This window comes from Tenacibaculum sp. XPcli2-G (assembly GCF_024124505.1).
Lineage (GTDB): Bacteria > Bacteroidota > Bacteroidia > Flavobacteriales > Flavobacteriaceae > Polaribacter > Polaribacter mesophilus.
This window is the reverse complement of record NZ_JAMXSH010000001.1, coordinates 123,561-150,109: the sequence shown is the minus strand read 5'-3', so window position 1 is coordinate 150,109 and position 26,549 is coordinate 123,561. Positions and strand designations below refer to the sequence as shown.

The following is a 26,549-nucleotide window of genomic DNA, read 5'->3' as shown; positions in this document are numbered from 1 at the left end:
AAAGAGATATGAAGAATTTAAAAATAATTATCGCTTTAGCTGTAGCAGCAACAAGCTTAAGTTCTTGTAACGATAAACGAAAACCACAAGTACAGTTCATGCCAGATATGTATGTATCTGTACCCTACGATGCAAATGGAGCCGAAGGTATTAATAATGAAGAGGTAAATAAATTACCAGTAGCAGGTACTGTAAGCAGAAACGGAGTTGTAGCTTATGATATTCCAGACACTAATGAAGGATATGAAAAAGCAAAAGCTGAATTAAAAAACCCATTACCAACTACTGAGGCTAACTTAGAAAAAGGTAAAGAGTTATATGACATATACTGTGCTTCTTGTCACGGAACAAAAGGGGATGGTAACGGAGTGTTATCGCAAAGAGATAAATTCAATGGTATCCCAAATTACGCAGACAGAGAGTTAACCCCAGGGAATATTTATCATGTAATTATGTATGGTAAGAACTTAATGGGATCTCATGCATCACAGTTAAGATACAATGAGCGTTGGCAAGTTGTACAATACGTAGAAAAATTAAGAAGCGAATTAAAATAAGTCTATAATAGATAGTTAAGATATGTACCAGTTTTCAGGAAAATTAAAAATGCTAGCTATTGTTTTAATGGCTGTAGGACTTTTAGGAACAGGTTATAGTTTCTTTTCAGCGCCTAAAACATTAGAAGAAGCAAAAGAAATTTTAGCAAAACAAGATGCACATCATGGAGGTCATGAAGCGAAAGCAGATCATGCTGATGTAGAGCATAAAGAAGAAGCTAAAGTTGAAAATCACGAAGAAGATACAACAACTGAAGAGCATGTTGCAGACAGTACTGCTACACACACTGAAGAAGTAGCACACAACGGTGAACAAAATCATTCGGAAGAAGCTACTGAAAATACACAAGCAAAAGATAGTTCGGCAGTACATGTAGCTGAAGATGATCATAAAGAAACAGCAACTGATGAAGCGAATGAAACAACTGAAGCACATACTGAAGTAGCTGCTCATGGTGAAGATCACGGAGATGCTCATGCAGAACACGCTTTACACCAAATGCAAAATAGACCTTGGTCTGCTTTGTATGTTGCTTTATTATTCTCTTTAGGTATTACATTGTTAGTGCTTGCTTTTTATGGTTCACAAATTGTTGCACAAGCAGGATGGTCTGTAGTATTGCACAGAGTAATGGAAGCTATTTCATCAAATTTACATTATGTGAGTTTAATAATGTTAGTATTCTTAATACTTACAGCAATGCATATGAATCACCTGTTTACTTGGATGGGAGAAGGAGTAACTGACCCAACAAGCCCAAATTATGATGCTATAGTAGATGGAAAAAAATGGTGGTTAAATACTCCAGGTTGGTTAATAAGAAGTATTGTTTACTTAGCAGGTTGGAATGTTTATCGTTTTCTAATAAGAAAGTGGTCGTTAGCTCAAGATAACGGAGATTTAAAGCAGCATAAGAAAAATTATAATGCAACAGTTATATTTCTTATATTCTTCATGATTACTGAAAGTATGGCTTCTTGGGACTGGATTATGGCAATAGATCCGCACTGGTTCTCAACATTGTTTGGATGGTACGTATTAGCTACTTTCTTAGTGTCTGCTTTAACAGTCATAGCAATGGTAACTATTTACTTACGTTCAAAAGGAGTATTACCATTGGTAAATGATAGTCATATTCACGACTTAGCTAAATTTATGTTTGGTTTCTCAGTATTCTGGACATATTTATGGTTCGCACAGTTTATGTTAATTTGGTATGCAGATATGCCAGAAGAAACAACTTATTTCTTATTACGTTTTAACGAATATAAAGTACCATTTTTAGCAATGGTTGTAATGAACTTTATTTTCCCAGTATTATTATTAATCAACAGTGATTTTAAGAGTAGACCTTGGTTTGTAATTTTAGGAGGAGTTGTAATCTTAGCAGGTCATTATATTGACTTATTTGTAATGGTTATGCCAGGAACAGTAGGTGGTCAATGGGCATTTGGAATTGGAGAGATAAGTGGGGTACTATTCTTCACAGGATTGTTTATTTTTGCTACGTTTAATGCGTTTGCAAAAGCTAACCCAGTGCCAAAAGGTAATCCTTATTTACACGAAAGTGAAACCTATCATTACTACAACATCGAACACACAGGAGAAGATAGTAATCATCATTAATAAAAAGAATTAATAAACAAATAGTTTAGATAATATGCTCGCTTTATTTTATATTTTCATAGCAGTTGCAATCGGAGTAAGTTTTTGGCAAATTACTCGTATAATGAATTTCCGTTCTGTAATTGCTACAGATGAAGACAACGAAAAACAAGCTAAATATTCATTAGCTTTCCTAGCATTCCTTTATGCAATGATGATTTACTGCTTAATTGCCATGAATGTAATTATGTTACCAGAAGCTGCTTCTTTTGAAGGAGAGCATGATGACAACCTTTTTAATATCACTTTTTGGTTAATTGGAATAGTTCAGTTTGGAATGCAGTTTTTAATTTTCTTCTTTACTTACAAGTACAGAGGAAATAAAAACAATAAGGCATTATTTTATGCAGATAGTCATAAGTTAGAATTAATTTGGACAACTATTCCTGCAGTAACAATTGTGTTATTAATTGGATATGGTTTATGGGCTTGGAATAACATTATGTATGTTGGAGACGATGAAAACCCTATTGTAATTGAAGTATACTCTCAACAATTCCGCTGGGATGCACGTTATGCAGGTGAAGATAACCAATTAGGTTTAGGTAATGTAAACTTTATCAAAGGAATTAACACTATGGGGGTCGATATGTCAGACCCAAGTGCACAAGATGATAAGCAAGTAACAGAATTATACTTACCTAAAGGGAAGAAAGTATTATTCAAGTTCCGTTCGCAAGATGTATTGCACTCTGCTTATATGCCACACTTTAGAGCACAAATGAACTGTGTTCCAGGTATGGTTACTCAATTCGCATTTACGCCAAAGTATACCACAGCAGAAATGCGTCAAAATTCTGAGGTAATTGCAAAAACAGAAGGAATTAACAAAATTAGAAGAGCTAAAGGAGAAGACCCATATGAGTTTGATTACTTATTATTGTGTAACAAAATTTGTGGAGCATCTCACTACAATATGCAAATGAAAATTACTGTTGTTGAAGAAGAAGAGTACAACAAGTGGTTATCAGAACAAAAAACATTAGCTCAAGTTATTAAATAAGATATTTTTTTAAAGTATATATAGATTATGTCAGATCATCATCACAAAGAAACATTTGTAACTAAATACATCTTTAGTCAAGATCATAAAATGATCTCGAAACAATTCCTTGTTACAGGTATATTTATGGGTATCATAGGAGGTTTCATGTCTATGTTATTTCGTTTACAAATTGCATGGCCAGATACATCGTTTTCAATTGTTGAAGCATTCTTAGGAAACCATCAAACAGATGGAATTATGAACCCAGATATGTACTTAGCGTTAGTTACAATTCACGGTACAATAATGGTGTTCTTTGTATTAACGGCAGGTTTAAGTGGTACATTCTCCAACCTATTAATTCCGTTACAAATTGGAGCTCGTGATATGGCTTCTGGATTCTTAAATATGGTATCTTACTGGTTATTCTTCTTATCATCAGTAATAATGATTATCTCATTATTTGTAGAAGCAGGACCAGCATCGGCAGGATGGACAATTTATCCTCCGTTATCCGCTTTACCACAAGCAATTCCAGGTTCAGGTACAGGAATGACGTTATGGTTAGTGTCTATGGCAATTTTCATTGCATCATCGCTAATCGGGTCATTAAACTATATCGTAACAGTTTTAAACTTACGTACAAAAGGATTGAAAATGACAAGATTGCCATTAACAATGTGGGCATTCTTTATTACAGCGATTATTGGTGTAATTTCATTCCCGGTATTATTATCAGCAGCCTTATTATTAATCTTTGATAGAAGCTTTGGTACTTCATTCTACTTATCAGACATCTTTATTTCTGGAGAAGTATTACATTACCAAGGAGGGTCACCAGTATTATTCGAACACTTATTCTGGTTCTTAGGTCACCCAGAGGTATATATTATCTTATTACCAGCATTAGGTATTAGTTCAGAAGTAATTTCAACAAACGCACGTAAACCAATTTTTGGTTACCGTGCAATGGTTGGTTCTATTATGGCAATTGCATTCTTATCTACGATTGTATGGGGTCACCACATGTTCGTTTCTGGAATGAATCCATTCTTAGGTTCTGTATTTACATTTACAACAGTATTAATTGCAATTCCATCAGCAGTAAAAGCATTTAACTATGTTACTACACTATGGAAAGGTAACCTACAGTTAAATCCTGCAATGATGTTCTCAATCGGATTAGTTTCTACGTTTGTAACAGGAGGTTTAACAGGACTAGTATTAGGAGATTCAGCTTTAGATATTAACGTTCACGATACATATTTTGTAGTGGCACACTTCCACTTGGTAATGGGTGTATCTGCTTTATTAGGGATGTTTGCTGGTGTTTATCACTGGTTCCCTAAGATGTATGGTAGAATGATGAACAAAACATTAGGATATTGGCACTTTTGGTTAACAATAATCAGTGCTTACGGAGTATTTTTCCCAATGCACTTTATAGGGTTAGCTGGTTTACCACGTCGTTATTATACAAACACAAACTTTCCAATGTTTGATGATTTGGCAGATATAAACGTGTTTATGACTATCATGGCTATTCTTGGAGGTTTAGCACAGTTAATCTTCATAGCAAACTTCTTTATTTCTATGTATAGAGGTCAAAAAGCAACACAAAACCCTTGGAATGCAAATACACTTGAGTGGACTACTCCAGTTGAACATATTCATGGAAACTGGCCAGGAGCAATTCCTGAAGTTCACAGATGGGCTTACGATTACAGTAAAACAGATGAAAATGGTGAGTATGTACACGGAAAAGACTTTGTACCACAAAACGTACCATTATTAGATGGCGAAGAGCCTTCTTAAAAAAGATAAATTATAAAGCCTCCCAAAACTGGGAGGCTTTTGTTTTCTATAAGTATTAGTAGATCTTGTAATAATTTTTTAGCATAAAATATTAGTTAAGTAACTTATATTACAATGTGAACATTTTATTTCAAGTATATTTGCAACAATATGAATGAAAACTTAAACCCTGAAAACACAAATTATTCAAATGAAGAATTAGATGTAGAAAAAAAACTGCGTCCGCTTTCATTTGATGATTTTACTGGCCAAGATCAGGCAATAGATAATTTAAAGGTTTTTGTAGAGGCAGCGAATCAACGAGATGAAGCGTTAGATCATGCCTTATTTCACGGCCCTCCAGGATTAGGAAAAACAACGTTGGCTCATATTTTAGCTAATGAATTAGGAGTTGGAATAAAAGTAACTTCAGGGCCTGTACTAGATAAACCTGGAGATTTGGCGGGTTTACTAACCAATTTAGATGAACGAGATGTTTTATTTATAGATGAAATACATCGATTAAGTCCAATAGTTGAAGAATACCTGTATTCAGCAATGGAAGATTATAAAATCGATATCATGATTGAATCTGGTCCAAATGCACGTACAGTTCAAATTAACTTAGAGCCATTTACTTTAGTAGGAGCAACTACTCGTTCAGGATTGCTCACAGCGCCTATGCGAGCTCGTTTTGGTATCAGTAGCCGATTACATTATTACTCAACAGAATTATTAACAACCATCATACAACGAAGTGCATTTATTTTAAAAGTGCCTATTTCTATGGAAGCCGCAATTGAAATTGCAGGAAGAAGTAGAGGGACTCCTCGTATTGCTAATGCATTACTACGTAGAGTGCGTGATTTTGCTCAAATTAAAGGAAATGGTACAATTACCATAGAAATAGCCAAATATGCCTTAAAAGCTTTAAATGTAGATGCACATGGTTTAGATGAAATGGATAATAAAATTTTATCTACTATTATTGATAAGTTTAAGGGTGGCCCAGTAGGAATTACTACGTTAGCTACTGCTGTAGCAGAAAATTCAGAAACAATAGAAGAAGTTTATGAACCTTTTTTAATTCAGCAAGGGTTTATTATGCGTACGCCAAGAGGAAGAGAAGTAACTGATTTGGCGTATAAACATTTAGGAAGAATTAAAGGAACTAGTCAAGGAGAGCTCTTTTAAATAAATGAAACTATTAAAAAAACTCATACCTATATTAGAATGGATGCCTAACTATAAAAAGTCACAGTTAAAAGGTGATGTAGTTGCAGGTATAACCGTTGCTATTGTGCTAATTCCTCAAGGTATAGCGTATGCACTTATTGCAGGTTTACCACCAATTTATGGGTTGTATGCTGCGTTAGTGCCTCAATTACTATATGCTATTTTTGGTACGTCACGTCAAGTAGCAATTGGTCCTGTAGCAATGGACTCATTAATTGTAGCAACAGGAGTATCTACCTTAGCATTAACAGGTTCTGAAAGTTATATAGCTATAGCAATATTACTCGCGCTAGTAGTAGGGACTATTCAGTTTTTAATGGGAATTTTCCGTTTAGGATTTATTGTTAACTTTTTATCAAGACCTGTAATAACTGGGTTTACCTCTGCAGTAGCTTTAATTATTGGATTGAATCAATTTAGGAATTTATTCGGAGTAGATTTTGTACAAAGTGATCAAATCCATGTATTATTAGAAGATATTCTCTTCAGACTTAAATATTTTAAAACAAATACAACTATAATAGGTTTAATAGCATGTGCTATTATTATAATTTTTAGAAGAATTAATAGAAAAATACCCAATGCGTTAATCGTTGTTATATTGGGTATAGTAAGTATCCGTTTTTTTGGAACAGAATTTTCAGATGTAGCCATTGTAAAAGATATTCCATCAGGTTTACCTAAATTTTCAATGCCAGTAATTGATGTAGCTTTAATACGTGAATTAATGCCGATAGCGGCAACTTTGGTTATGGTAGGATATTTAGAAACTATTTCTATCGGAAAAACCTTGGAAGCTAAGCAAGATGAGTATAGAGTAAGACCCAATCAAGAATTAGTAGCTTTGGGTTTAAGTAATATGGTTGGGTCATTATTTCAATCATATCCGTCAGCATCAAGTTTTTCTCGTTCGGCAATTAATGCAGAATCGGGAGGAACTACAGGAGTTTCCGCAATAGTTTCCGCAATTTTGGTAGTGTTTACCTTACTTTTTTTAACCCCAGTTTTTTATCACTTGCCAAAAACTATTTTATCAGCAATTATTATAGTTGCAGTTTTTAACTTAATAAATTTAAAAGAAGCAAGAAGGCTATGGAAAGCAAATAATTTAGATTTCTGGTTACTCTTAGCTACTTTCTTAGCTACTATTTTCTTCGGAATTGAATATGGAATTTTAATCGGGGTAGTTTTATCATTAATTGTTTTAATTTTTAGAACTTCAAGACCGTACGTAGCGGAGTTAGGAAAAGTACCAAATTCTGACTTCTATCGTAATAAAAGCAGGTTTAAGGAAGTTATTCTAGACGATGAAATTTTAGTATTTCGCTTTGATGCACAACTTTTTTATGCTAATTCAAATTATTTTAGAGATAAGCTAGATGAAATGGCATCAGAAAAAGGAAAAGCATTAAAGTTGATTGTTTTAGATGCTGAAAGCATAAACAGAGTTGATAGTACAGGAATTGATATGTTAAAAGAACGTATTATTTATTTTAACAAGCATAACATTCAATTTTACTTTGCAGGAGTAAAAGGACCTGTAAGAGATGCCTTTTTTAGAGGAGGCTTATTAGACGTTGTGAGTTTAGACCACTTTTTTATGCGTGCCAATGGTGCCGTAAATTTTTATAAAACAGGAGATAATCAAAATCAGAAAAAATACGCACAGTATATACATCAAGCGTATAAATAATATATAATATCATGAAAATAGAGCAAATTTATACAGGTTGTTTAGCACAAGGAGCCTATTATATTGAAAGTAATGGAGAAGTAGCAATTATAGATCCATTACGTGAAGTTGATCCTTATATAAACAGAGCTGAAAAAGATGGCGCTAAAATCAAATATATTTTCGAAACTCACTTCCATGCAGATTTTGTAAGTGGTCATGTTACACTAGCTGAAAAAACAGGAGCAACAATTGTATACGGACCAACAGCAAAAACAAATTATGAAGCTCATATAGCAACAGATGGAGAAGTATTTAGATTAGGAGAAATTACAATTACTGTATTACATACTCCAGGACATACAATGGAAAGTACTTCTTATTTGTTAAAAGATAAAGACGGAAAAAATCATGCAGTTTTCAGTGGAGATACTTTGTTTTTAGGTGATGTTGGACGTCCAGATTTAGCACAAAAAGCAGCAAACTTAACGCAAGATGAATTAGCAGGATTATTGTACGATAGTTTACGTACAAAAATTATGACATTGGAAGATGAAGTAATTGTATATCCGGCACACGGAGCAGGATCGGCTTGTGGTAAAAACTTAAGCAAAGAAACAGTAGGCACAATTGGCGATCAAAAGAAAACCAATTACGCATTGCGTGCAGACATGACCAAAGAGGAGTTTGTAAAAGAAGTAACAGACGGGTTACTACCTCCACCTGAATATTTTCCTTTAAATGTAAAAATGAATAAGGAAGGATACCAATCTATCGATGAAGTTATCAAAAATGGAGCAAGAGCTTTATCAGTAATAGATTTTGAAAAAATAGCAAACGAAACAGATGCGTTGATTTTAGATGTACGTCATCAATCAGAATTTATTAAAGGATTTATTCCTCAATCAATTTTTATTGGTTTAGGAGGAACATTTGCTCCATGGGTGGGAGCATTGATTAAAGATGTTACTCAACCAATTTTATTAGTTACCCCTAAAGGAGAAGAAGAAACTACGATTACACGTTTATCTCGTGTTGGTTTTGATAATGTGTTAGGGTATTTAGATGGAAGCTTTGCAGCTTGGAAAGAAGCAGGAAAAGAAGTAGATACGTTACGTTCTGTTTCTGCAAATGTTTTAGCAGAAGCAATTACGGAAAAAGCACCTGTTTTTGATGTTAGAAAACCAGGAGAATATGCAAATGAACATATTGTAGATGTACCAAGTACACCGTTAGATTTCTTAAACGAGCATGTTGAAGAGTTTCCAACAAAAGAAGACTTTTATGTACATTGTGCTGGAGGATACCGTTCAGTAATTGCAGCGTCTATTTTAAAAGCCAGAGGATTTCATAACATCATTGATGTTGCTGGAGGATATAAGGCTATTAAAGAAACTGATATTCCAAGGACAGCAACGGTATGTCCATCAACTTTAAAATAAGCAAGATGAACAAAGGTATTTTTTTAATAGGTTTATTTTTAACAGTGATATTGTCGTGTAAACAACAAAAGACAGAGGTAAATAACATTACTATAGATAACTTACAAGTAGTTTTACAGAATGAAAATAATGCACAGTTATTAGACGTTAGAACCCCAGAAGAGTGGTCAAGAGGAGTTATTGAAAATCCAATTAAAATAGATGTTACAGGTAATGATTTTGAAGGAAAAGCTCTGGAGAAATTAGAAAAAACAAAACCGGTATACCTTTATTGCCGTTCAGGCGGAAGAAGTTTAAAAGCAAGTGAGTTACTTGCTCAAAAAGGTTTTAAAGTATACAATGTTTTAGGAGGTTATCTAGAATGGACAGAGAAAAATAAAGAATAAAGAATAAAGAATAAAGAAAATCCCGAGTAGTATACTCGGGATTTTCTTTATTCATCTTAGCTTACTCTTCAAACATTGTTTTAGTTAATAATTCAGTTTCAGTGCTATTATTAATTATAATGATTTTTTCAAATTTACCATCAAAATTACTGTCAATAAACTTTAATTCTTTTTTTGAATCGTAAATTAAAACGAATTCTTCTGGAACTCCATCTTCATCATTATCGAGAGAATAACCAACCTTATTTCCAGCCGAATTATAACAGTCAGTTTTTTCATAAACGCCATTTTCATCCCTGTCAAAACAAGTTTGATATACTTTTCCATAAGTAGTATAAACTCTAGCAATCTCATAATTGGAGTCAAAGTTTACATCAAAAAATTGATTAGCTATTTTATTATTTTCTTTCCAATAACTAGTCAAGATTTCATGATTGTTTATCCATTTGAAAGTGAAGTTTTTAGCATCCATTAATAGAGAAATTTCTTTATTTAATTTAAAAGAATAAATCCCAAGTCCGATGCTTGTTATAGAAAGTAATATTATTAAGGTTTCTTTCAATTTCATAGTTAAATAATCTTTTGGCGAATTTAGTCTTTTAAGTCAAGCTTTAAAAAATAAAAAAACCGAGACAATTGTCTCAGTTTTTTGTTTTTCTAGCATTTTCCCAATTAAAACTTTAACGTTGCACCTACTAAAAAGTTTCTAGTAGCTTGCGGAAAGTATCCTTGGACCTCAAAAGAAGTTCCAGGAGTATCCCAAGTATTTAAATAGGTATATCCTCTATCAACATATTCTTTATCAAAAAGGTTGTTTACCAATCCTGTAAAAACAATAGATTTAAAAACTTTGTTCATTTTTAATTCATAACTAACATTAAAATCACTAACGTAATAGCTATCAAGTTTAGAGGCTTCTGTGTTTGTGTTACTTAAATATTGTTCACCAACAAATTTAGATAATAAAGAAAGCTGTAACCCTTGTGTAGGCTTATAAACCAAAGCATTTCCAGCAATAATATTTGGAGAAAAAGCAATATTAGTCGTACCAATATTGCGTTGAACACCATCACGATCTAAAATAAAATTCTTGATTTTATTACTACTTACCGTAAGGTTTTGATTAATACTAAACTTGTCTGAAATGTTAATATTAGCATCAATTTCTACTCCTAAACGATAGCTGTCTTTCACATTTTCTCGTAAATATTCTCCAACATCATTCAGTCCACCAGTTTGAATTAATTGATTGTCGTACGACATGTAATAGATGTTGGTGCTCAATTGAACCGTTTTATTATGCAAACGCCACCCTAATTCAAAATCATCTAAGGTTTCATGTTGTACATTCGGGCCATTTTGAAAATCATCACGGTTCGGTTCTCTGTTCGCACGAGCATACGATGCATAAATGCTATTTTCTTTATTAATACTGTAAGTAAAACCTAACTTAGGATTAAAGAAGCTAAATGAAGTGTCAATATTTAAAGGATTTAAATCAGAAGTAAAGCCTCCGGTTGTATAATCAATAAACCTACCTTGTACATCAACAAAAGCTTTTAAATTATCAAAAACATTAAAAGTAGCTTTAGAAAAAACGCTAATATCATTTTTCTTAGCATCACTAAAATAGTAACGATCTCTAATGCTAGCACCATCTGCAAATTGTGTAGCCCAAATAACTTCACCAAAATGATCTCCTTTATAATTACTATAAGAAGCACCAGAAATTAACTCGAATTTTTCAGTTTTATAAGTAACGTTAGCATTAGCTACATAAAAATCATTATCTAACCAACGACGAACAATAACATCGCTTCCGTCAACAATTACATTACCATAATCAACAGCATCTTTGTCCTCTTTAAACTGTTCAAAATATCCTTCTCCTTTGGTATAATTTAATCCAATATTGGTAGACCAGTTATCAGAGAGTTTCTCATTCCAATGTAATTGGTAATGATCTTGCCAATAATTATCGGTTTCATTATCGTAGGTATACGGGTTCTGGCGACGATTTTCTTGTAATTCCTCGGCACTTAAGCCATACCAAGCTTGATAGGTTTGTTGCTTTCCTCCAAAAGCTAAGGCTTTAATCAACGTATTGTCATCAGTATAACTACCTTGTAAGAAATACGATTTTAAATCGGTAAAAGCTCTATCAACATATCCATCAGAGTAAATGTTAGACAAACGTCCTGCAAACTCAAATCCATTATTTAATTTTCCAGTGGTAAACTTTACGGTGTGTTTTCTAGTTCCATAAGAACCAAAAGCATTTGAAATTTCTCCACTAGCTTCATCCGAAACAGCATCGGTTAAAATATTTAAACTAGCTCCAAAAGCTCCAGAACCGTTCGTAGACGTTCCCACACCACGTTGTAATTGTAAACTTTGTGTAGACGAAGCAAAATCTCCCATATTTACCCAAAAAGTACCCTGACTCTCGGCATCGTTGTATGGAATTCCGTTAATCGTAACATTCACACGAGAAGCATCCGAACCACGTACACGAATATAAGTGTATCCAATACCAGCACCCGCATCAGATGAGGATGTTACCGATGGTAAATAGTTTAATAACACAGGAATATCTTGCCCTAAATTACGTTTTTCAATTTCTTGTTTGCTAAGATTAGAGTGCGTTACAGGTGCATCTGCTTTTACACGAACGGCAGAAACCAGTACTTCATCTAAAATAGCTTCATCAGAAGTTAACTGAAATGTAAATTGTTGATTCTTGGTAATAACAACCTCTTGTAAAAGTGGTTCAAAACCAACGTGAGAAACTTTAAAAACATAAGTTCCTTTTGATAGCTTTAATGTGAAATCACCATTAAAATCGGTAGCAGTTCCTTTGTTAAGAGTTGCAACAGTCACAGTAGCACCTACCAAAGGTTTTTTGTTAGTATCAATTACTTTTCCAGATAAAGTAAATGTTTGCGCATTTGCTGTTAACGTTGTAAATAATACGAGTAAAAAAGCGACTATTTTCACTTTTTTTTGAAAAGACATCGGTCTCATTTTATAAAAACAAAATAGAATAAAAAGAGGTAATTATTCTTTAGTTAAACATTGAATAATTGTGAGCGTAAAGCATAGCTTTACTTTTGCACTCGCTAAAAAGGTCTACCAGACCTTTTATTTACGCTCGCTTCCCTAAACAGCATTACCTGTTCTAGGTTCGTTGGGTATGATCTCAGCCTGAATTTAAATATGAATTATAAATGATTAATTACAAATTATTTTAATAATCAAAATTCGTAATTCAAATAAGGCACCCCTTTATGAGAACGGTGCAAAGGTAAATATGAAATATGAATTAAGCGTGATAAATAGCGGGTTTTTCTAGGCTTATTTATAAAAGAATAAGGAGTTATTAAGTAAGTAAAAAAACAATAAGGTTAATTTATAGATTTAACTCATGTATTCCATCGTAATTTTAATATTTTAGTGGTGAAAATATCAGATATTTATGAGTAAATCTTTTAAAACTAGCGTTAATAAAACGCATGATTTTGATTTTACTGAAGCGCAAATAGAGGCGTTAGATATAGTAGAAAAATCAAAAAATAACTACCACGTACTTGAAGGGAACCAATCGTATCAAGCTACCATACTTCAAACAAATTTCAACAAAAAAACATACACCATTCAAATCAATGGAAATACCTATGAAGTGAATATTTCTAATGAATTGGATATGTTAATTGATGAGTTAGGATTAGAAGTAGCAACAGAGAAAAAAGAAAATGATATCAAGGCACCAATGCCTGGGTTAATTGTTTCTGTAGATGTTGAAATTGGTCAAGAGGTAAAAGAAGGTGATGGAATTTTAGTGTTAGAAGCCATGAAAATGGAGAATACCTTACAAGCACCAAGAGACGGAGTGGTAAAATCGGTAGCTATACAGGCAGGTGATAAAGTAGAAAAGAATACGGTTTTAATAGAAATGGAATAATATGAAAAAGATATTAGTAGCAAATAGAGGAGAGATTGCGTTGCGTGTAATGCGTACAGCAAAAAAGATGGGAATTAAAACGGTAGCTGTTTATTCGGAAGCAGACAGAAATTCACCACACGTAACTTTTGCAGACGAAGCAGTATGTATTGGTCCTGCACCTTCTAACCAATCGTATTTATTAGGAGATAAAATTATTGAAGTAGCGAAGGAGTTAGATGTAGATGGAATTCACCCAGGATACGGATTTTTAAGTGAAAATGCAGCCTTTGGAGAAGCGGTAGCAAAATCAGGAATTGTATTTATAGGGCCGAAAACTCATGCTATTGAAGTGATGGGTAGCAAATTGGCTGCAAAAGATGCAGTAAAAGCCTACGATATTCCGATGGTTCCAGGTATTGATGAAGCGGTAACCGATGTAGAATATGCTTCGAAAGTAGCGAATGAAATAGGATATCCGATTTTAATCAAAGCCTCAGCAGGAGGTGGAGGAAAAGGAATGCGTGTTGTTGAAAAAGAAGCCGATATTAAAGAACAAATGCAGCGTGCAATTTCAGAAGCAGAATCAGCTTTTGGAGATGGTTCTGTATTTATAGAAAAATATGTAGGATCACCACGTCATATCGAAATCCAAGTATTGGCAGATGCTCATGGAAACGTAGTACATTTATTTGAACGCGAATGCTCGGTACAACGTCGCCACCAAAAAGTAGTAGAAGAAGCACCATCGAGTGTGTTGACTCCAGAAATTAGAGAAGCTATGGGAGCAGCAGCCGTTAGAGTTGCGAAAGCCTGTGATTATTTAGGAGCAGGAACGGTTGAGTTCTTACTAGACGAAAACAAAAACTTCTACTTCCTAGAAATGAACACACGCTTGCAAGTAGAGCATCCAGTTACCGAAATGATTACGGGTATTGACTTGGTAGAGCAACAAATAAAAATAGCAAGAGGAGAGGAGCTATCATTCTCACAAGAAGAGTTGCAAATTAACGGACACGCGTTAGAATTACGAGTGTACGCTGAAGACCCGTTAGACAATTTTGCACCGAGTATTGGCGTGTTGGAAACCTACCAACATCCGAAAGGAGAAAATATTCGTGTAGATGATGGTTTTGAAGAAGGAATGGAAATTCCTATTTATTACGATCCGATGATTTCTAAATTGATTACCTACGGAAATACGCGTGAAGAAGCTATTGAGTTAATGAAGCAAGCGATTAGTAATTATAAGGTAAAAGGAATAGAAACTACGTTGCCGTTTGGAAAGTTCGTATGCGAACACGAAGCGTTTACTTCAGGAAATTTCGATACTCATTTTGTAAAAAAATATTATACACCTGAGTTGTTAGAAGCAGGATACGAAAAAGAAGCGAAGATTGCTGCACAGGTAGCCTTACAGCAGTATTTAAAAGAGCAACGTATTTTAAAAACTTGTTAATACATAATGTGCGTTAGGGATTGCAGCGGCATCCTTTTGTTGTCAGTTCGAGTTTGCGAAGCAAGTATCGAGAACCAACAAAAGATATAGCGGAAAGCCCGACCCTTGGGGAACGCCCAAAAAAAGAATATAGATGAAATCTAAAATAGAAGAATTACAACATAAACTTACCGAAGCAAAGTTAGGAGGCGGACAACAACGCATCGACCGTCATCATCAAAAAGGAAAATTAACCGCTCGTGAGCGTATCGATTATTTCTTAGATGAAGGTTCTTTTGAAGAAGTAGGTATTTTAGTAACCCATAGAACGACCGATTTTGGAATGGAAAATCAGAAGTTTTATGGTGACGGAGTGGTAACAGGATACGGAACTGTAAACGGACGCTTAGTATATGTGTTTGCACAAGACTTTACGGTATTTGGAGGTTCGTTATCGGAAACACATGCGGAAAAAATCTGTAAGATTATGGATTTGGCAGTAAAAGTAGGAGCACCATTAATCGGATTGAACGATTCTGGTGGAGCGCGTATTCAAGAAGGCGTACGTTCGTTAGGTGGTTATGCCGATATTTTTTACAGAAATGTACAAGCATCAGGAGTCATTCCACAAATCTCAGCGATTATGGGACCTTGTGCGGGTGGAGCAGTATATTCACCAGCGATGACCGATTTTACCGTTATGGTAGAAAACTCAAGTTATATGTTTGTTACAGGACCTAACGTAGTAAAAACAGTAACCAATGAAGAAGTAACTTCGGAAGAGTTAGGAGGAGCGAGTACGCACGCAACCAAATCGGGAGTAACGCATTTAACGGCAGCGAACGATGTACAATGTTTGGAAGATATCAAAACATTGTTGAGTTATATGCCACAGAACAATCAAGAAACCACGGCAAAATTACCATTTGAATTAGGCGATGAAATTAGAGAAGAACTAGCCAATATAGTTCCAGATAATGCGAACAAGCCGTACGATATGCGTGCCGTAATTGACGGTATTGCTGATGCTGATTCGTTTTTTGAAATCCATAAAGATTATGCTGATAATATCGTGGTCGGATTTGCGCGTTTAGGAGGAAGAAGTGTGGGGATTGTAGCCAATCAACCGATGAGTTTAGCAGGATGTTTGGATGTAAACAGTTCTAAAAAAGCAGCACGATTCACCCGTTTTTGTGATTGTTTTAATATTCCGTTATTGGTGTTGGTAGATGTACCAGGATTCTTACCAGGAACTGACCAAGAATGGAATGCGATTATTACCAACGGAGCAAAATTATTATATGCATTGAGTGAAGCTACCGTGCCAAGAGTAAGTGTAATTACTCGTAAAGCTTATGGTGGAGCGTATGACGTAATGAACTCAAAACATATTGGTGCTGATATGAACTTTGCATGGCCTAGTGCAGAAATTGCGGTAATGGGAGCAAAAGGAGCGAGTGAAATTATCTTTAAAAAGGAAATTGCAGAAGCAGACGACCATGAAGCAAAACTAGCTGAAAAGGAAGCGGAGTATGCTGATAAATTTGCGAATCCGTACCGTGCAGCAGAACGTGGATTTGTAGATGAGGTAATTTTACCACAAGACACCCGTAGAAAACTAATCAAAGCTTTTGCAATGTTAGAAGGTAAAAAGGTAGAACGTCCGAATAGGAAACATGGGAATATACCGTTGTAACAAAATACATATCAATATTTTTAAAGGCGCTTCTTTTTAGGAGCGTCTTTTTTGTTTTATAAGGCCTTGGATGTACTTGATTTAATGCTATATTGATGAGGTTTTTAGAAAAGAGTAAGGATGTATAAACATATTTTTTTAGATTTAAAAAAAATAAAAAAATGTGTAAAAACGGAAAAATTTTAATTTTCTGTACCTGTTTAGAGAAAGAAGAAAGTTCTATAAAAACTAATTTCTTAGAAGGTTATAACTGGAATTTAACTCGATATTTAGGTAGGAATAGTTCATCTTTAATTGGTAAAATGGTAATGCCAAAGAAAGATTTAGGTAACGGAGTTACTATTGAAAAAGTTATTAATCAATTAAATAGTACTATTAAAACATTTGATTTTGATTATACTCCTCAAGAAAGAGATTGCTTAGATATTAGTATACCACATGCAACCGAAAGGATTAGATTTTTTAGAGTAATTTTTATTGATGGAAAATGGATAGAAGGAGGAAATAATATTTTTAGGTCTATCACTAAAAAGATAGCAAAAGGGAAAATTAAATTAACTGATATATAAATCATTACTAGTACTATATTTATTAAAATGTGTGTTCAAACTATATAACTACATTTATATAAGGTGTTAGTATAACTATGAATTGGAAAATAATTACTGAAAATAAAAGAAGGTATGCTGATACATCCTACTATTTAAAAGCTGAAAGAGACTGTATAGAAGGAACTATTGTATTAGAGATATATTGGATTGAGAATTTTATGTATGACTTAACGGTCTATTTATATAGAAATGAACCAAAACGAAAATTCTTGTTTTTTAAAAGTACAAAGCCTGAAACACTTTATAGTTGTTTAGTTCTTTATAATGGGCGTATTGAAAAATATGGTCATCAAATAATGAGAATGACAGAAGATGCTCCATTAGAAAAATTAAAGAGATTAGATTCCTTTCAAAAAGATGGAGTTCTTAACTATAAGATAGGAGAAAAATATAGTTTAGATTTTACAACAACTTTACCAGAGAAAAATGTAGCTACTACATATTCTAAAAAGTAACTACAAAAAAACGTCATTACGAATGAAATGAAGTAATCTTTAAGTTTATAGTTCGAAATAAACAGATTACTTCAGTCGTACCTCCTTCGTAATGACGTTAGTTAATAAAAATTCAATTTTAAAAAGGAGTTTTCGAAGTCCTCTTACGCAGAATAGTCTGAAAAAACGATGAGATTCAGAGGCTTTGTCTCGCATCGTTTTTCAGACGTTTTTAAACAAGGTTTAAAAATTCCTCGTAAAAGTGTCCTTTCTTTTGGTTCGTTTTCTTTGGACAAGCAAAGAAAATGAAGGCAGTAGTTTATTGAGCAATACTATTAAGTATAAAGCTACCCTATACTCAGTTTAATACTACATTAATGATGAATAAAATAGCTTTTATAACTTAAATATCTGGTTTTAAGGGTTTCCGTAATTGTTTGTAAGGATGTTTTTTTAGATTTATAAGGAATTGTCAAAGTAATTAAGCCAAATGACTGGATATAATTGATGGTTGTTTGGATGTGACGAATTAGGCAAAATACTAAACTAATCAATAACCAAATATTATGAAAAATGTAATTATAAAATCACTTTACCTTTTAACAATTACAATTACACTGAGTAGTTGTTGTGCAACAAGAATGGCTTCCTGTCCAGATGGAAGGCCTGTTAGTTTTCCGAAATCAGAAAGGTGTGCCGCTAAAATTTATCAAGATGCTGTAAAGGATTTTAAAGTCAGTTTAAAAGCAACTGTAAACGTAATAGATCAAGTCAGTGTTGGAGTAGATAATTTAGAGATTAAAAATGAATCTAAATTATTAAAAGATAAACTAAACCAAGAAAGCATTCGACTTCAAGAAACTTATAAAGCAAGTTATCTGGCAATTACTCGTGATCCTTGTGCTAATTCTGAAAGGCATTATAAACTTGTTGAAAGTGTAAGTAAAAAGAATTATGAATTACAAGAATTGAAAACAAAACTTGAAAACGAGACAAAACAAAAAGAGATTAAGAGCACATTAAATAATTATTTATATCAAAGAGGTAAAAAAGAAGGAACTGCTATAGGTAAAATAGCAGGAACATTAGATAGGTATTTTGTAGAGAATAACAAATATCCTAAATCCCTAGAGAATATAGGTGTGAAAGATGAAGTTAATCTTTTGGGAATAAGTAGATTAGAGTATGTATTGATAAGTTCTTCAGAATATTCAATGAGGTTTGCAGGAGAAGATTATGTTCTTGGTTCAGCTGATGATAAGCTATATAAAGGGAAGGATGGAAAAACTGAACTACAGGAATAATATTATCTGTTAAAAATGTATAAAAAATTGAAGGGAGAAAGGTAAAACAAGGGGTTTAAGTTTGTGTTTGATTGATAAATTAACTCAAAATAGAGTACTTAAAAAAACGTCATTACGAGTGATAACGCAGTAATCTGTATGTTTATAGTTCAAAATAAACAGATTACTTCAGTCGTGCCTCCTTTGTAATGACGTTGTTATTTTTTATAAAAAATTATTCTTACACATCCGTACTAACCCAATAACTTCTCGTTGAGGTAGTAGACGGATTATACGCCAAAATATTCACTTTAGTACCATTGGTAACATCCGCTAGTAACCATTCCATTGGCTGATTGTTAATAGCACCACTTTCCAATTCAACCATATTACCGTTTAGGGTGACCTCGTCGGTACTAATGTCGAACTGTAGTGTGGTTTCCCCTCTATTTTCAAAACCAATAAAACTCTCTTTGTCATACGATACCTGAGTAATCACCTTGGTTTCATTAGGCGCTACCTGTCCCACAAAATCAGTAATAGAGCTGCTTCCTGTAGTTGGACGATAGCTATACTGTGCCCTTTTTGCAGGTTCATTGGCAAATACCAACTGAGCCGTATTTATAATTTGAACAAGCGTTGTATAACAATCGTTCAATGCCGAAATACGATTTTGTGTAATTACCAAACGCTGTTTTTTATACACCTCTTGCTGAGTGTTCGCACTTTTTAATTCGTCTTTAATTGTAGCCAACTCTTCCACAATAGATGCAGGCATTCCGCCTTTCGTTACATCGGTCAAATCATCTAAATAATTTGTAACCACCTTTTCTAACGTTTCTAAGAACACCAACATTTTAGGCTGATTCTTGCTCGCATCTCTATAACCAGTTGTAAACTCCTTTAATACCGCAGGATTATCAGGAAAAGCCCACATAGCATGACTTTTAATACGATTATACACACGACTTGCATTTTGCATTTCTATCAACACCTTTTGTGTTTCCACCCCTTGTTTAGCCAAGGTACTTACATCGGTAACTACCGTATCTGCCGCATCAATCTGATGTAAAAAAGCCGCCGCATACTCGCTCGTAAATCGGGTATTGAAAGCGGTAAAACGCTCCAAGTCTTGCGTAAATAGGTTGTAAATTGTACGTGCGCTTTCTGCTAAAAAAGCATCTGAACCTTTGAATTTTCTTCTTGTTTCCATATTAATATTTAATTTAAGTTACATGTGTGTTTTTAGGGATGCGTAAAACACGCTACCCTTAGGTAATTCTTAGAAACAACAAGATTATAATAGCAGGAGAGCCCCTTGCCACTAGTTAAAAACCCATAAAAAATTAGATGGTTTTAGCAATACAATCATAGCATTTTGTTAGTTTCTTTTTCTTAACCACTTCTAAATTATAGTGTTGGGGTATAAAAAACAAATGCGATGGTCAATTTTTGCTTTTTTTTAACAAGCAGACAATCAGAAGTATATCTTTTATACTAGTTGCGAATATTTTTTTTGTGTTATCTATCATTGACATCTTTTCTTAACGACTTAGATTTTACATAGAATAATCTTTTCTAAGCTATTTTTCTTTTTCCATTGATGAAAAAGAAACCGACTTTGGAGGTTCATGAATTCCTTTGAAAGCCAATAAAAATTAATGAGCTAAGCAAAAAATATAGTCTTAACCTGCCTACACTCAAAAATAATCATCCTCGACCCTAAATTAAAAGAACTCGCTATCGCTCAGACAGATTTTAATTTTAACGGCTCTTGCGGTGTTATTTTTGGTTTGCCTGCTTATATATGACGGGGTACTTTTTTAGTATTCTCATTAATCAAAGCAATTTGTCTTTCAAAAATAATTATATAGCTGTCGTTACATTTGTTTGACATTTTTTTGTGTGTTGTATCGAAGTGATAATCCGTTAATATGTAGACCGAGAGCGTTGGACTGAATCCATACAGATTTGAGAGTGGGAGGATAGCCGTAGTATCAGCGACCCATGCCGTGGTGTCAACGGAGCATGCCGTGATATCAGCGACCCATGCCGTGGTGTTAACGGAGCTTGCCGTAGTATCAGCGACCCGTGCCGTGGTGTCAACGGAGTGTGCCGTGATATCAGCGACCCATGCCGTGGTATTAACGGAGCATGCCGTAGTATCAGCGACCCGTGCCGTGGTGTTAACGGAGCATGCCGTAGTATCAGCGACCCAAACAGCGATATAAAGAACCGTTGCTACTCTAAAAAACAACTTTTATAACCTAAATAACTGAGGTTATGGGATTCCGTAAGAATGTATGGTGGAGTTTTTTTAGGTTTACGCGGAATTGTAAGAGATGATTATATTTTGTTATTACTCAAACAAACTGATAAAATGAAATGATTGTTTGAGGAAATGTAATAGATTTTAGAACTTATTTAAAAAAAACTATTTTAGCTCAATGGATTACTACTACCAAAAACAAATAAATGAATTAGAGAGATGTCCACCAGATGATTATAAGAATATAAAATGTGTATCATATAGGTGGGTGTTTAAAGATATAAATGATCGCAGAAATTTTATAGCTCAAGCTGAAAAAAATCCAAAAAGTTTAAATGATAAGACTGATTTAGAAAAATGTGCAATCTATGCTTTATCATTTCATAATAGTATTGAAAATAGCCAAAGACATTTTTCAATACTAAACAAGAAGTTTAAAAACATTAAAAAACGTTTAGGCACGCATATTGCAAAAGGTAGTTTAGTTCATAATGATGGAGTTGGAAGTAATATTGATAAAAATGGACATTTTAACTTTCATCATTTAGAAAATTGCAACTTAAATGAAAGATTTGAAATAATTCGTATATTAGAGTGATGGAGAAATTAGATGGATATAACATTAAGAAACTTAATTTAAACCTAATAAAAAGAGGTGATATAATCTCTTTTGATGGTCCATTGTTGTCTCATTTTTATGATGAAAATGGAATAAATTATTTAATGAATTGGGTTGACTGTGATGATAATTTAAATAGGTGGCTTTTGTTTACTGTTGAAAAATACTCACTTTATGAGTATTTTAGTAAAACTAAGTCTTTAAAGAATTTAATCAAGGATTCGAATGAAATTGTATACTTCTTGGATATAGACAATAATATAGAAACCAAGAATGTTATGATTATTTCTAAGGCAAAAATACCTAGGTCATACCTTCCAACAACAGATTCGTATTTTGATGATGAAATATCAACTAAATATTCTAAAAACCTTAAGGATGAAATTCTTAATGTTTACTCAAATTACAACCTTAAGAACGTTGTTCGAAAAATAAAGAATTATGACCTTCATAATAATGATATAGGTTTTAAGCAAATCTTAGATAAACGAAATATAAAAAATACCTTGATGGAAATAGTGATTCTAAAGGCAACTGAGACACCTCTTAGAATTCTAGTGGACCATTACAAGCACCTTAACAGTTTTGAACATATTCTTTCGAGAGCTCATTCTGCATATAAAAACCCATTCGAGTTAGATGCTTATTTTTATGAGTTAGATAATGTTTTAAATACTAAAGTAGGTATCGCTCATTATCCAGAAAGATCCCATCCAGAAATTGATATCAGGAATACGTTCGGAAATCTTGTTAAATGTACTATTGGAATAGTAGAAAGTAATCCAGAAAAGTATCATAAATATTTCGAATCTTGGAAAACAGATATACGAGATACTGATTTAGAATTATCTGATTTAATAGGACATGACTGAGGAGATTAATTATTTTATTTATTAGGTGTTTATTTGTTTTTTGAGAGGTGAACGATTTAGGGTTTTATAAGAGCATTTACGACAGAGAGCTGAATAGACGAAAAAGTCTTGATGACTCTATTTCAATCCCAACAGGAATAATTTCTTTATTAATTGGATTACTATCATTTTATTATACATCAGAAGAGTATAAAATTATAGTAGAAAGTAACAAGACAGCACTAATATTACTTGGAATAATATTTGTTTTGTTAACTTTAAGTATTGTTTTCCTCGTAAAATCATATAATAATTTTTTAAGAGGTTTTTGTTATCCCAATATTTCTTTACTCGAGAAAGTTCGTCATTTTCAAAAAGTAGCAATTCCTGATTATAATGAACAAGTTAGCAAAGAAAAACAAATTGACTTTGAGGAAGAATTAACAAATAAACTAATTGCAATTGCTGACAGAAATACTCAAATCAATGACGTGCGGGCTTTATACCTTTATAGAGCTAAAACATTTATAATATTATCTTTAGCTGTTATTTTTATAACAACAATATTTTTAATAATAAAAAAAACTGAATTATGTTAAGTGATGACGAACCAAATGAACAACCATCAACACCAAGTAGAGAACCAGTAAGACCAAATTTTCCTGCTGATAGAGAAGAAAAGACAGAGATAATACCACCAAAAACAGAGTAGGGGTGAGTTTGAACATAATCCTAAAAGAGTTACTTAGTTCTGTCTCTTAAAGAATCAATGTTGGCAAGGCAGATTATCTATTCCATGTTATGGAAAATAAAAGCTATATTAAAACCGAAATTTTTTTCGGTTTTCTTTTTTTTCAGCCTGTTGTTTTTTAGCATCCAAACGTTTGGCAATCGCTGCTTTTTTAGGTTTGGTAGCTTTACGTACTTTGGGTACTACCAAGGCTTGTGCTAAAAGGTTAAAAAAGCGTTCGGTAACCAATTCTTTGTTGCGGTGTTGTGAGCGGCTTTCTTGTGAGCTTAGTATGAGTGTATTTTCTTTAGAGAGTCTGTTCGCTAAGTTTTTAAGGAGTAGTGCTTTTTCTTTGTCCGAGAGTCCTAACGAGTCTTCAATAGTAAAACTTAATTCTACTTTAGAGGATACTTTGTTTACATGCTGTCCGCCCGCACCAGAGCTTCGTACGGCTTTAAAGTTGAGTTCTTTTAAAAGTTGTTCTTTGTTCATAGTGTTTGTGAATGCATTAAGGGAATTAACTTCCAATGTCAGTTCGAGTGGTTTTTATCAAGTGCTAACGAGATAAAAATTTTATCGAGAACTATTCCAGTGTCTAAGTCCTAAATTCTCGATACAAATTATGCTCTTTTCAATCGCAAAATTCACTCGAATTGACAGCTTTAAAATTTTAGCCAACCTACTTTAATAGGTGTTACTGTATTCCTGTAAAAACAGGAGTTTCAAATATAAATAATCTATTGTTGTTTGTAAAGGGGGCTTACTAATAGAAGTGACTCTTATTGGTGAGAGTTGGGAACTTTAAAGGGTATTCGTAACTAGAATTAAGTAGATTTCTCGCTATCGCTCGAAATGACAAAACGTGCGTTATTTCGAAGGAGTGTGTGACTGAGAAACCGCAAGGTTCAGCGGAGCTAAATCTTATGGTTGAGTGTTGGGAACTATAAAGGGTAGTAGTTACTCTTATTGATGAGATTCCTCCTCCTTTGTCGTTCGGAATGACGTTCAGGTTGTTTATATCATGTTATAAATTAATAGTTGTCATTTCGAACTGTAGTGGAACGGAAGTGAGAAATCTTTTAGTTGGGTGTTGGGAGTTTTAAAGGGTAGTAGTTACTCTTATTAGTGAGATTCCTCCTCCTTCGTCGTTCGGAATGACGTTTATCTATTATAGTAATGACGGTATGTTTTAGGTTCGTCATAACGAGGAGTGTAAACGACGTGGTTATCTTTTTGTCGACAAGGAGATTGCTTCGTTTCACTCGCAATGACGGAACTTGTCATTTCGAATTGTAGTGGAACGGAAGAGAGAAATCTCAAAGTTGGGTGTTGGGAATTTTCAAGAGTATTCGCTACTAGAATTAAACAGATTTCTCCCTCTGGTCGAAATGACGTTTATCTATTATAGTAATGACATGAAATACGGAATGACGTTTAGCGATACTTACATATCGTAATTAGGTGTGTCGGGTGATTGGTGCATGAAGTGCATGTCTAAATCGGTAAGAGTGTCGGAAAAAGAGTATAAGTTTTCTTTTTTTGTGAGTAATTCATCAATAATTGCGACTGCTTTTTTCAATCGGGTTTCTTTGTCTCCTTTTAACAACACATACGGACGGTTGTATTTTTTCAACGCATTTTCAAATGCTTTAAACATTTCCAATCGTTGCTCGGGTCTGTCGCGTAAATCATCCGCTTCCCAAGGCGTATCGATATAGGTTAAAAAATAAATATCGTAGGTGTTTGCAATAGCAGCTTTATCTAATTTCGGATCTACGAATCCGCCATAATACTCTTCAGAATATACTTTGGTTTCTAACAAATCGGTATCACAGATGAGTACTTTATCCGCCTTTTTAGCCAATTCATTTTCCAAGTCCATTTGTCCTTCAGCAATCGGAATTAAATCGTGTTGCTCACAAGTTTTACGTTCGTTGTTCCACTTATCTTGCAAGTATTCACGCGCAAATTCGGGAGCCCAAACGGTATTGTAATGACGCGCTAACTGACCAGAAAGGGTTGTTTTTCCTGTGCTTTCAGGTCCAAATAATACCACCTTTACAAGGTTGATGGGTTGTTGTGTAAGTGCTTTTTCCATGCTAAATATCCTGCAATTGCTATAAAGGTAAATAATAAATATTGAAAACTAGTAAAGGTAAATCCTTTGTAAAAGTACAGTGGAACGGAGATAATATCGCCAATAATCCAGTAAATCCAGTTTTCTATTTTTCGTTTTGCCATGAGCCACATTCCAACAAAGAAAATGGCAGTGGTAACTGTGTCTACATAAGCTGTCCAGCTCGTCCATTTATCAAAAACGGTATACACAGCATAGACAAAAACTAAGGTGGCTACAAATATAGCTATGCTTTGTTTTTTTTCTTTAGATGTTGTTCTAGAGATAGGAGTTACATGAGTAGCGTCTACTTTTCGCGTCCAGATATACCAACCGTATACACTCATAATAAAATAGTACCCGTTAATCATCATATCACCTAACAGCTCCCATTTTAACAAGAGGTATACAAAAATAGCGGTGCTTATCATCCCCGTAGGGAATACCCAAATTTTATTCTGTTTAGAATACCAAACGGATAAAAACCCAAAGATAACGGCAATAATTTCTAGCCAAACATCAATAGGATTGTAATCAGCATACTGCCCAAAAAGGAAATCAAAAAGTTGGCTCATAATCGCTACGATCGGTTTTTACAATCTTCATGAATAGCAATCCGTTGTCAATTAATTCAAAAGCATTTTTCAATTCAGAAGTCACTAAACGCATCACGGTATCATAATCTCCATACACTTGTGTGCTTAACGGATTTTCTAAGACGGTTAATCCCGAGGCTCTTAGTTTTTTGATGAAATTGATAATTGGTTCTTCAAATTCGTTCTGAAGCGGACTTAAGGTCAATTCTACGGATATTTTCATGGTTG

The 26,549-nt window shown here is 33.8% G+C and carries 24 protein-coding genes; 17 read left to right on the top strand and 7 right to left on the bottom strand.

What is annotated here, in order from left to right:
* The first annotated feature begins 8 nt into the window (after nt 1–8).
* The 8 genes from NH341_RS00595 to NH341_RS00560 all read left to right on the top strand — a co-directional run bounded on the left by NH341_RS00595 (nt 9) and on the right by NH341_RS00560 (nt 9,738).
* Complete coding sequence (locus NH341_RS00595) at nt 9–557, top strand: cytochrome c (RefSeq protein WP_172644827.1); 549 nt, start codon at nt 9–11, stop codon at nt 555–557.
* A gap of 22 nt (nt 558–579) precedes the next feature.
* The gene (locus tag NH341_RS00590) at nt 580–2,184 is read left to right on the top strand and encodes a quinol:cytochrome C oxidoreductase (protein WP_253055432.1); all 1,605 of its coding nucleotides are present in this window, start codon (nt 580–582) and stop codon (nt 2,182–2,184) included.
* Nucleotides 2,185–2,218: 34 nt separating this feature from the next.
* The gene (locus NH341_RS00585; RefSeq protein ID WP_073182523.1) at nt 2,219–3,226 is read left to right on the top strand and encodes a cytochrome c oxidase subunit II; all 1,008 of its coding nucleotides are present in this window, start codon (nt 2,219–2,221) and stop codon (nt 3,224–3,226) included.
* A gap of 27 nt (nt 3,227–3,253) precedes the next feature.
* Nucleotides 3,254–5,023, top strand: coding sequence for a cbb3-type cytochrome c oxidase subunit I (locus NH341_RS00580; RefSeq protein WP_073182524.1), 1,770 nt, complete (start codon nt 3,254–3,256; stop codon nt 5,021–5,023).
* A 150-nt stretch (nt 5,024–5,173) separates the two neighbouring features.
* Complete coding sequence (gene ruvB / locus NH341_RS00575; protein ID WP_073182525.1) at nt 5,174–6,196, top strand: Holliday junction branch migration DNA helicase RuvB; 1,023 nt, start codon at nt 5,174–5,176, stop codon at nt 6,194–6,196.
* Between the two features lie 4 nt (nt 6,197–6,200).
* Nucleotides 6,201–7,931, top strand: a complete 1,731-nt coding sequence (locus tag NH341_RS00570; RefSeq protein ID WP_253055430.1) for a SulP family inorganic anion transporter — start codon at nt 6,201–6,203, stop codon at nt 7,929–7,931.
* Between the two features lie 11 nt (nt 7,932–7,942).
* A complete protein-coding gene (locus NH341_RS00565) occupies nt 7,943–9,352 on the top strand; it encodes a rhodanese-like domain-containing protein (RefSeq protein WP_239178504.1) in 1,410 nt (469 codons plus the stop codon).
* 5 nt (nt 9,353–9,357) lie between these two features.
* Entirely contained in the window at nt 9,358–9,738 is a 381-nt protein-coding gene (locus tag NH341_RS00560) for a rhodanese-like domain-containing protein (protein ID WP_253055428.1), read from the top strand.
* 61 nt (nt 9,739–9,799) lie between these two features.
* On the opposite strand, the gene NH341_RS00555 is transcribed toward NH341_RS00560, so the two are convergent.
* The gene (locus tag NH341_RS00555) at nt 9,800–10,306 is read right to left on the bottom strand and encodes a hypothetical protein (protein ID WP_159610897.1); all 507 of its coding nucleotides are present in this window, start codon (nt 10,304–10,306) and stop codon (nt 9,800–9,802) included.
* 104 nt (nt 10,307–10,410) lie between these two features.
* Complete coding sequence (locus NH341_RS00550; RefSeq protein WP_253055426.1) at nt 10,411–12,753, bottom strand: TonB-dependent receptor; 2,343 nt, start codon at nt 12,751–12,753, stop codon at nt 10,411–10,413.
* Between the two features lie 460 nt (nt 12,754–13,213).
* Between NH341_RS00550 and NH341_RS00545 the strand changes: the two genes are divergently transcribed.
* From NH341_RS00545 to NH341_RS00520, 6 genes are all read left to right on the top strand, one after another.
* Nucleotides 13,214–13,699, top strand: a complete 486-nt coding sequence (locus tag NH341_RS00545) for an acetyl-CoA carboxylase biotin carboxyl carrier protein subunit (RefSeq protein ID WP_173359330.1) — start codon at nt 13,214–13,216, stop codon at nt 13,697–13,699.
* A gap of 1 nt (nt 13,700) precedes the next feature.
* Nucleotides 13,701–15,137, top strand: coding sequence for an acetyl-CoA carboxylase biotin carboxylase subunit (accC, locus tag NH341_RS00540; RefSeq protein WP_253055424.1), 1,437 nt, complete (start codon nt 13,701–13,703; stop codon nt 15,135–15,137).
* 133 nt (nt 15,138–15,270) lie between these two features.
* Entirely contained in the window at nt 15,271–16,812 is a 1,542-nt protein-coding gene (locus NH341_RS00535) for an acyl-CoA carboxylase subunit beta (RefSeq protein ID WP_047788334.1), read from the top strand.
* Nucleotides 16,813–16,973: 161 nt separating this feature from the next.
* The gene (locus tag NH341_RS00530) at nt 16,974–17,381 is read left to right on the top strand and encodes a hypothetical protein (protein WP_125066621.1); all 408 of its coding nucleotides are present in this window, start codon (nt 16,974–16,976) and stop codon (nt 17,379–17,381) included.
* A 77-nt stretch (nt 17,382–17,458) separates the two neighbouring features.
* The gene (locus NH341_RS00525; RefSeq protein WP_253055422.1) at nt 17,459–17,878 is read left to right on the top strand and encodes a hypothetical protein; all 420 of its coding nucleotides are present in this window, start codon (nt 17,459–17,461) and stop codon (nt 17,876–17,878) included.
* Between the two features lie 620 nt (nt 17,879–18,498).
* Complete coding sequence (locus tag NH341_RS00520) at nt 18,499–19,161, top strand: hypothetical protein (protein ID WP_253055420.1); 663 nt, start codon at nt 18,499–18,501, stop codon at nt 19,159–19,161.
* A gap of 220 nt (nt 19,162–19,381) precedes the next feature.
* Here the strand turns inward: NH341_RS00520 and NH341_RS00515 are convergent, their stop codons facing one another.
* Nucleotides 19,382–20,353 (bottom strand): hypothetical protein, encoded by a 972-nt coding sequence (locus NH341_RS00515; protein ID WP_253055418.1) that lies wholly within the window; start codon nt 20,351–20,353, stop codon nt 19,382–19,384.
* 1,234 nt (nt 20,354–21,587) lie between these two features.
* Between NH341_RS00515 and NH341_RS00510 the strand changes: the two genes are divergently transcribed.
* Genes NH341_RS00510 through NH341_RS00500 form a run of 3 tightly spaced genes read left to right on the top strand, consistent with a single transcriptional unit; the run spans nt 21,588 to nt 23,478 of the window.
* A complete protein-coding gene (locus NH341_RS00510; protein ID WP_253055416.1) occupies nt 21,588–22,007 on the top strand; it encodes a hypothetical protein in 420 nt (139 codons plus the stop codon).
* The gene (locus NH341_RS00505) at nt 22,007–22,900 is read left to right on the top strand and encodes a hypothetical protein (RefSeq protein ID WP_253055414.1); all 894 of its coding nucleotides are present in this window, start codon (nt 22,007–22,009) and stop codon (nt 22,898–22,900) included. The genes NH341_RS00510 and NH341_RS00505 overlap by 1 nt, the downstream gene beginning before the upstream one ends.
* 47 nt (nt 22,901–22,947) lie before the next feature.
* Nucleotides 22,948–23,478: a hypothetical protein gene (locus NH341_RS00500; protein WP_253055412.1), complete on the top strand. Its 531-nt coding sequence runs from the start codon at nt 22,948–22,950 to the stop codon at nt 23,476–23,478.
* Nucleotides 23,479–23,699: 221 nt separating this feature from the next.
* On the opposite strand, the gene arfB is transcribed toward NH341_RS00500, so the two are convergent.
* The 4 genes from arfB to NH341_RS00480 form a co-directional block, all read right to left on the bottom strand.
* Entirely contained in the window at nt 23,700–24,101 is a 402-nt protein-coding gene (gene arfB / locus NH341_RS00495) for an alternative ribosome rescue aminoacyl-tRNA hydrolase ArfB (protein ID WP_125066626.1), read from the bottom strand.
* A gap of 952 nt (nt 24,102–25,053) precedes the next feature.
* Nucleotides 25,054–25,707, bottom strand: coding sequence for an AAA family ATPase (locus NH341_RS00490; protein WP_253055410.1), 654 nt, complete (start codon nt 25,705–25,707; stop codon nt 25,054–25,056).
* On the bottom strand, nt 25,668–26,300 hold the full coding sequence (gene pnuC, locus NH341_RS00485) for a nicotinamide riboside transporter PnuC (protein ID WP_173359341.1): 633 nt from the start codon (nt 26,298–26,300) through the stop codon (nt 25,668–25,670). Before pnuC ends, NH341_RS00490 begins: the two co-directional genes overlap by 40 nt.
* Complete coding sequence (locus NH341_RS00480) at nt 26,284–26,544, bottom strand: hypothetical protein (protein ID WP_073182558.1); 261 nt, start codon at nt 26,542–26,544, stop codon at nt 26,284–26,286. Before NH341_RS00480 ends, pnuC begins: the two co-directional genes overlap by 17 nt.
* Nucleotides 26,545–26,549 lie beyond the last annotated feature (5 nt).

Coding starts and splice junctions, on each gene's coding strand:
- pnuC (WP_173359341.1), bottom strand. CDS start 26,300: ATGAGCCAACTTTTTGATTTCCTTTTTGGGCAGTATGCTGATTACAAT.
- accC (WP_253055424.1), top strand. CDS start 13,701: ATGAAAAAGATATTAGTAGCAAATAGAGGAGAGATTGCGTTGCGTGTA.
- NH341_RS00480 (WP_073182558.1), bottom strand. CDS start 26,544: ATGAAAATATCCGTAGAATTGACCTTAAGTCCGCTTCAGAACGAATTT.
- NH341_RS00590 (WP_253055432.1), top strand. CDS start 580: ATGTACCAGTTTTCAGGAAAATTAAAAATGCTAGCTATTGTTTTAATG.
- NH341_RS00595 (WP_172644827.1), top strand. CDS start 9: ATGAAGAATTTAAAAATAATTATCGCTTTAGCTGTAGCAGCAACAAGC.
- NH341_RS00570 (WP_253055430.1), top strand. CDS start 6,201: ATGAAACTATTAAAAAAACTCATACCTATATTAGAATGGATGCCTAAC.
- NH341_RS00545 (WP_173359330.1), top strand. CDS start 13,214: ATGAGTAAATCTTTTAAAACTAGCGTTAATAAAACGCATGATTTTGAT.
- NH341_RS00580 (WP_073182524.1), top strand. CDS start 3,254: ATGTCAGATCATCATCACAAAGAAACATTTGTAACTAAATACATCTTT.
- arfB (WP_125066626.1), bottom strand. CDS start 24,101: ATGAACAAAGAACAACTTTTAAAAGAACTCAACTTTAAAGCCGTACGA.
- NH341_RS00550 (WP_253055426.1), bottom strand. CDS start 12,753: ATGTCTTTTCAAAAAAAAGTGAAAATAGTCGCTTTTTTACTCGTATTA.
- NH341_RS00520 (WP_253055420.1), top strand. CDS start 18,499: ATGGCTTCCTGTCCAGATGGAAGGCCTGTTAGTTTTCCGAAATCAGAA.
- NH341_RS00560 (WP_253055428.1), top strand. CDS start 9,358: ATGAACAAAGGTATTTTTTTAATAGGTTTATTTTTAACAGTGATATTG.
- NH341_RS00565 (WP_239178504.1), top strand. CDS start 7,943: ATGAAAATAGAGCAAATTTATACAGGTTGTTTAGCACAAGGAGCCTAT.
- NH341_RS00530 (WP_125066621.1), top strand. CDS start 16,974: ATGTGTAAAAACGGAAAAATTTTAATTTTCTGTACCTGTTTAGAGAAA.
- NH341_RS00505 (WP_253055414.1), top strand. CDS start 22,007: ATGGAGAAATTAGATGGATATAACATTAAGAAACTTAATTTAAACCTA.
- NH341_RS00525 (WP_253055422.1), top strand. CDS start 17,459: ATGAATTGGAAAATAATTACTGAAAATAAAAGAAGGTATGCTGATACA.
- NH341_RS00510 (WP_253055416.1), top strand. CDS start 21,588: ATGGATTACTACTACCAAAAACAAATAAATGAATTAGAGAGATGTCCA.
- NH341_RS00555 (WP_159610897.1), bottom strand. CDS start 10,306: ATGAAATTGAAAGAAACCTTAATAATATTACTTTCTATAACAAGCATC.
- ruvB (WP_073182525.1), top strand. CDS start 5,174: ATGAATGAAAACTTAAACCCTGAAAACACAAATTATTCAAATGAAGAA.
- NH341_RS00535 (WP_047788334.1), top strand. CDS start 15,271: ATGAAATCTAAAATAGAAGAATTACAACATAAACTTACCGAAGCAAAG.
- NH341_RS00585 (WP_073182523.1), top strand. CDS start 2,219: ATGCTCGCTTTATTTTATATTTTCATAGCAGTTGCAATCGGAGTAAGT.
- NH341_RS00490 (WP_253055410.1), bottom strand. CDS start 25,707: ATGGAAAAAGCACTTACACAACAACCCATCAACCTTGTAAAGGTGGTA.
- NH341_RS00515 (WP_253055418.1), bottom strand. CDS start 20,353: ATGGAAACAAGAAGAAAATTCAAAGGTTCAGATGCTTTTTTAGCAGAA.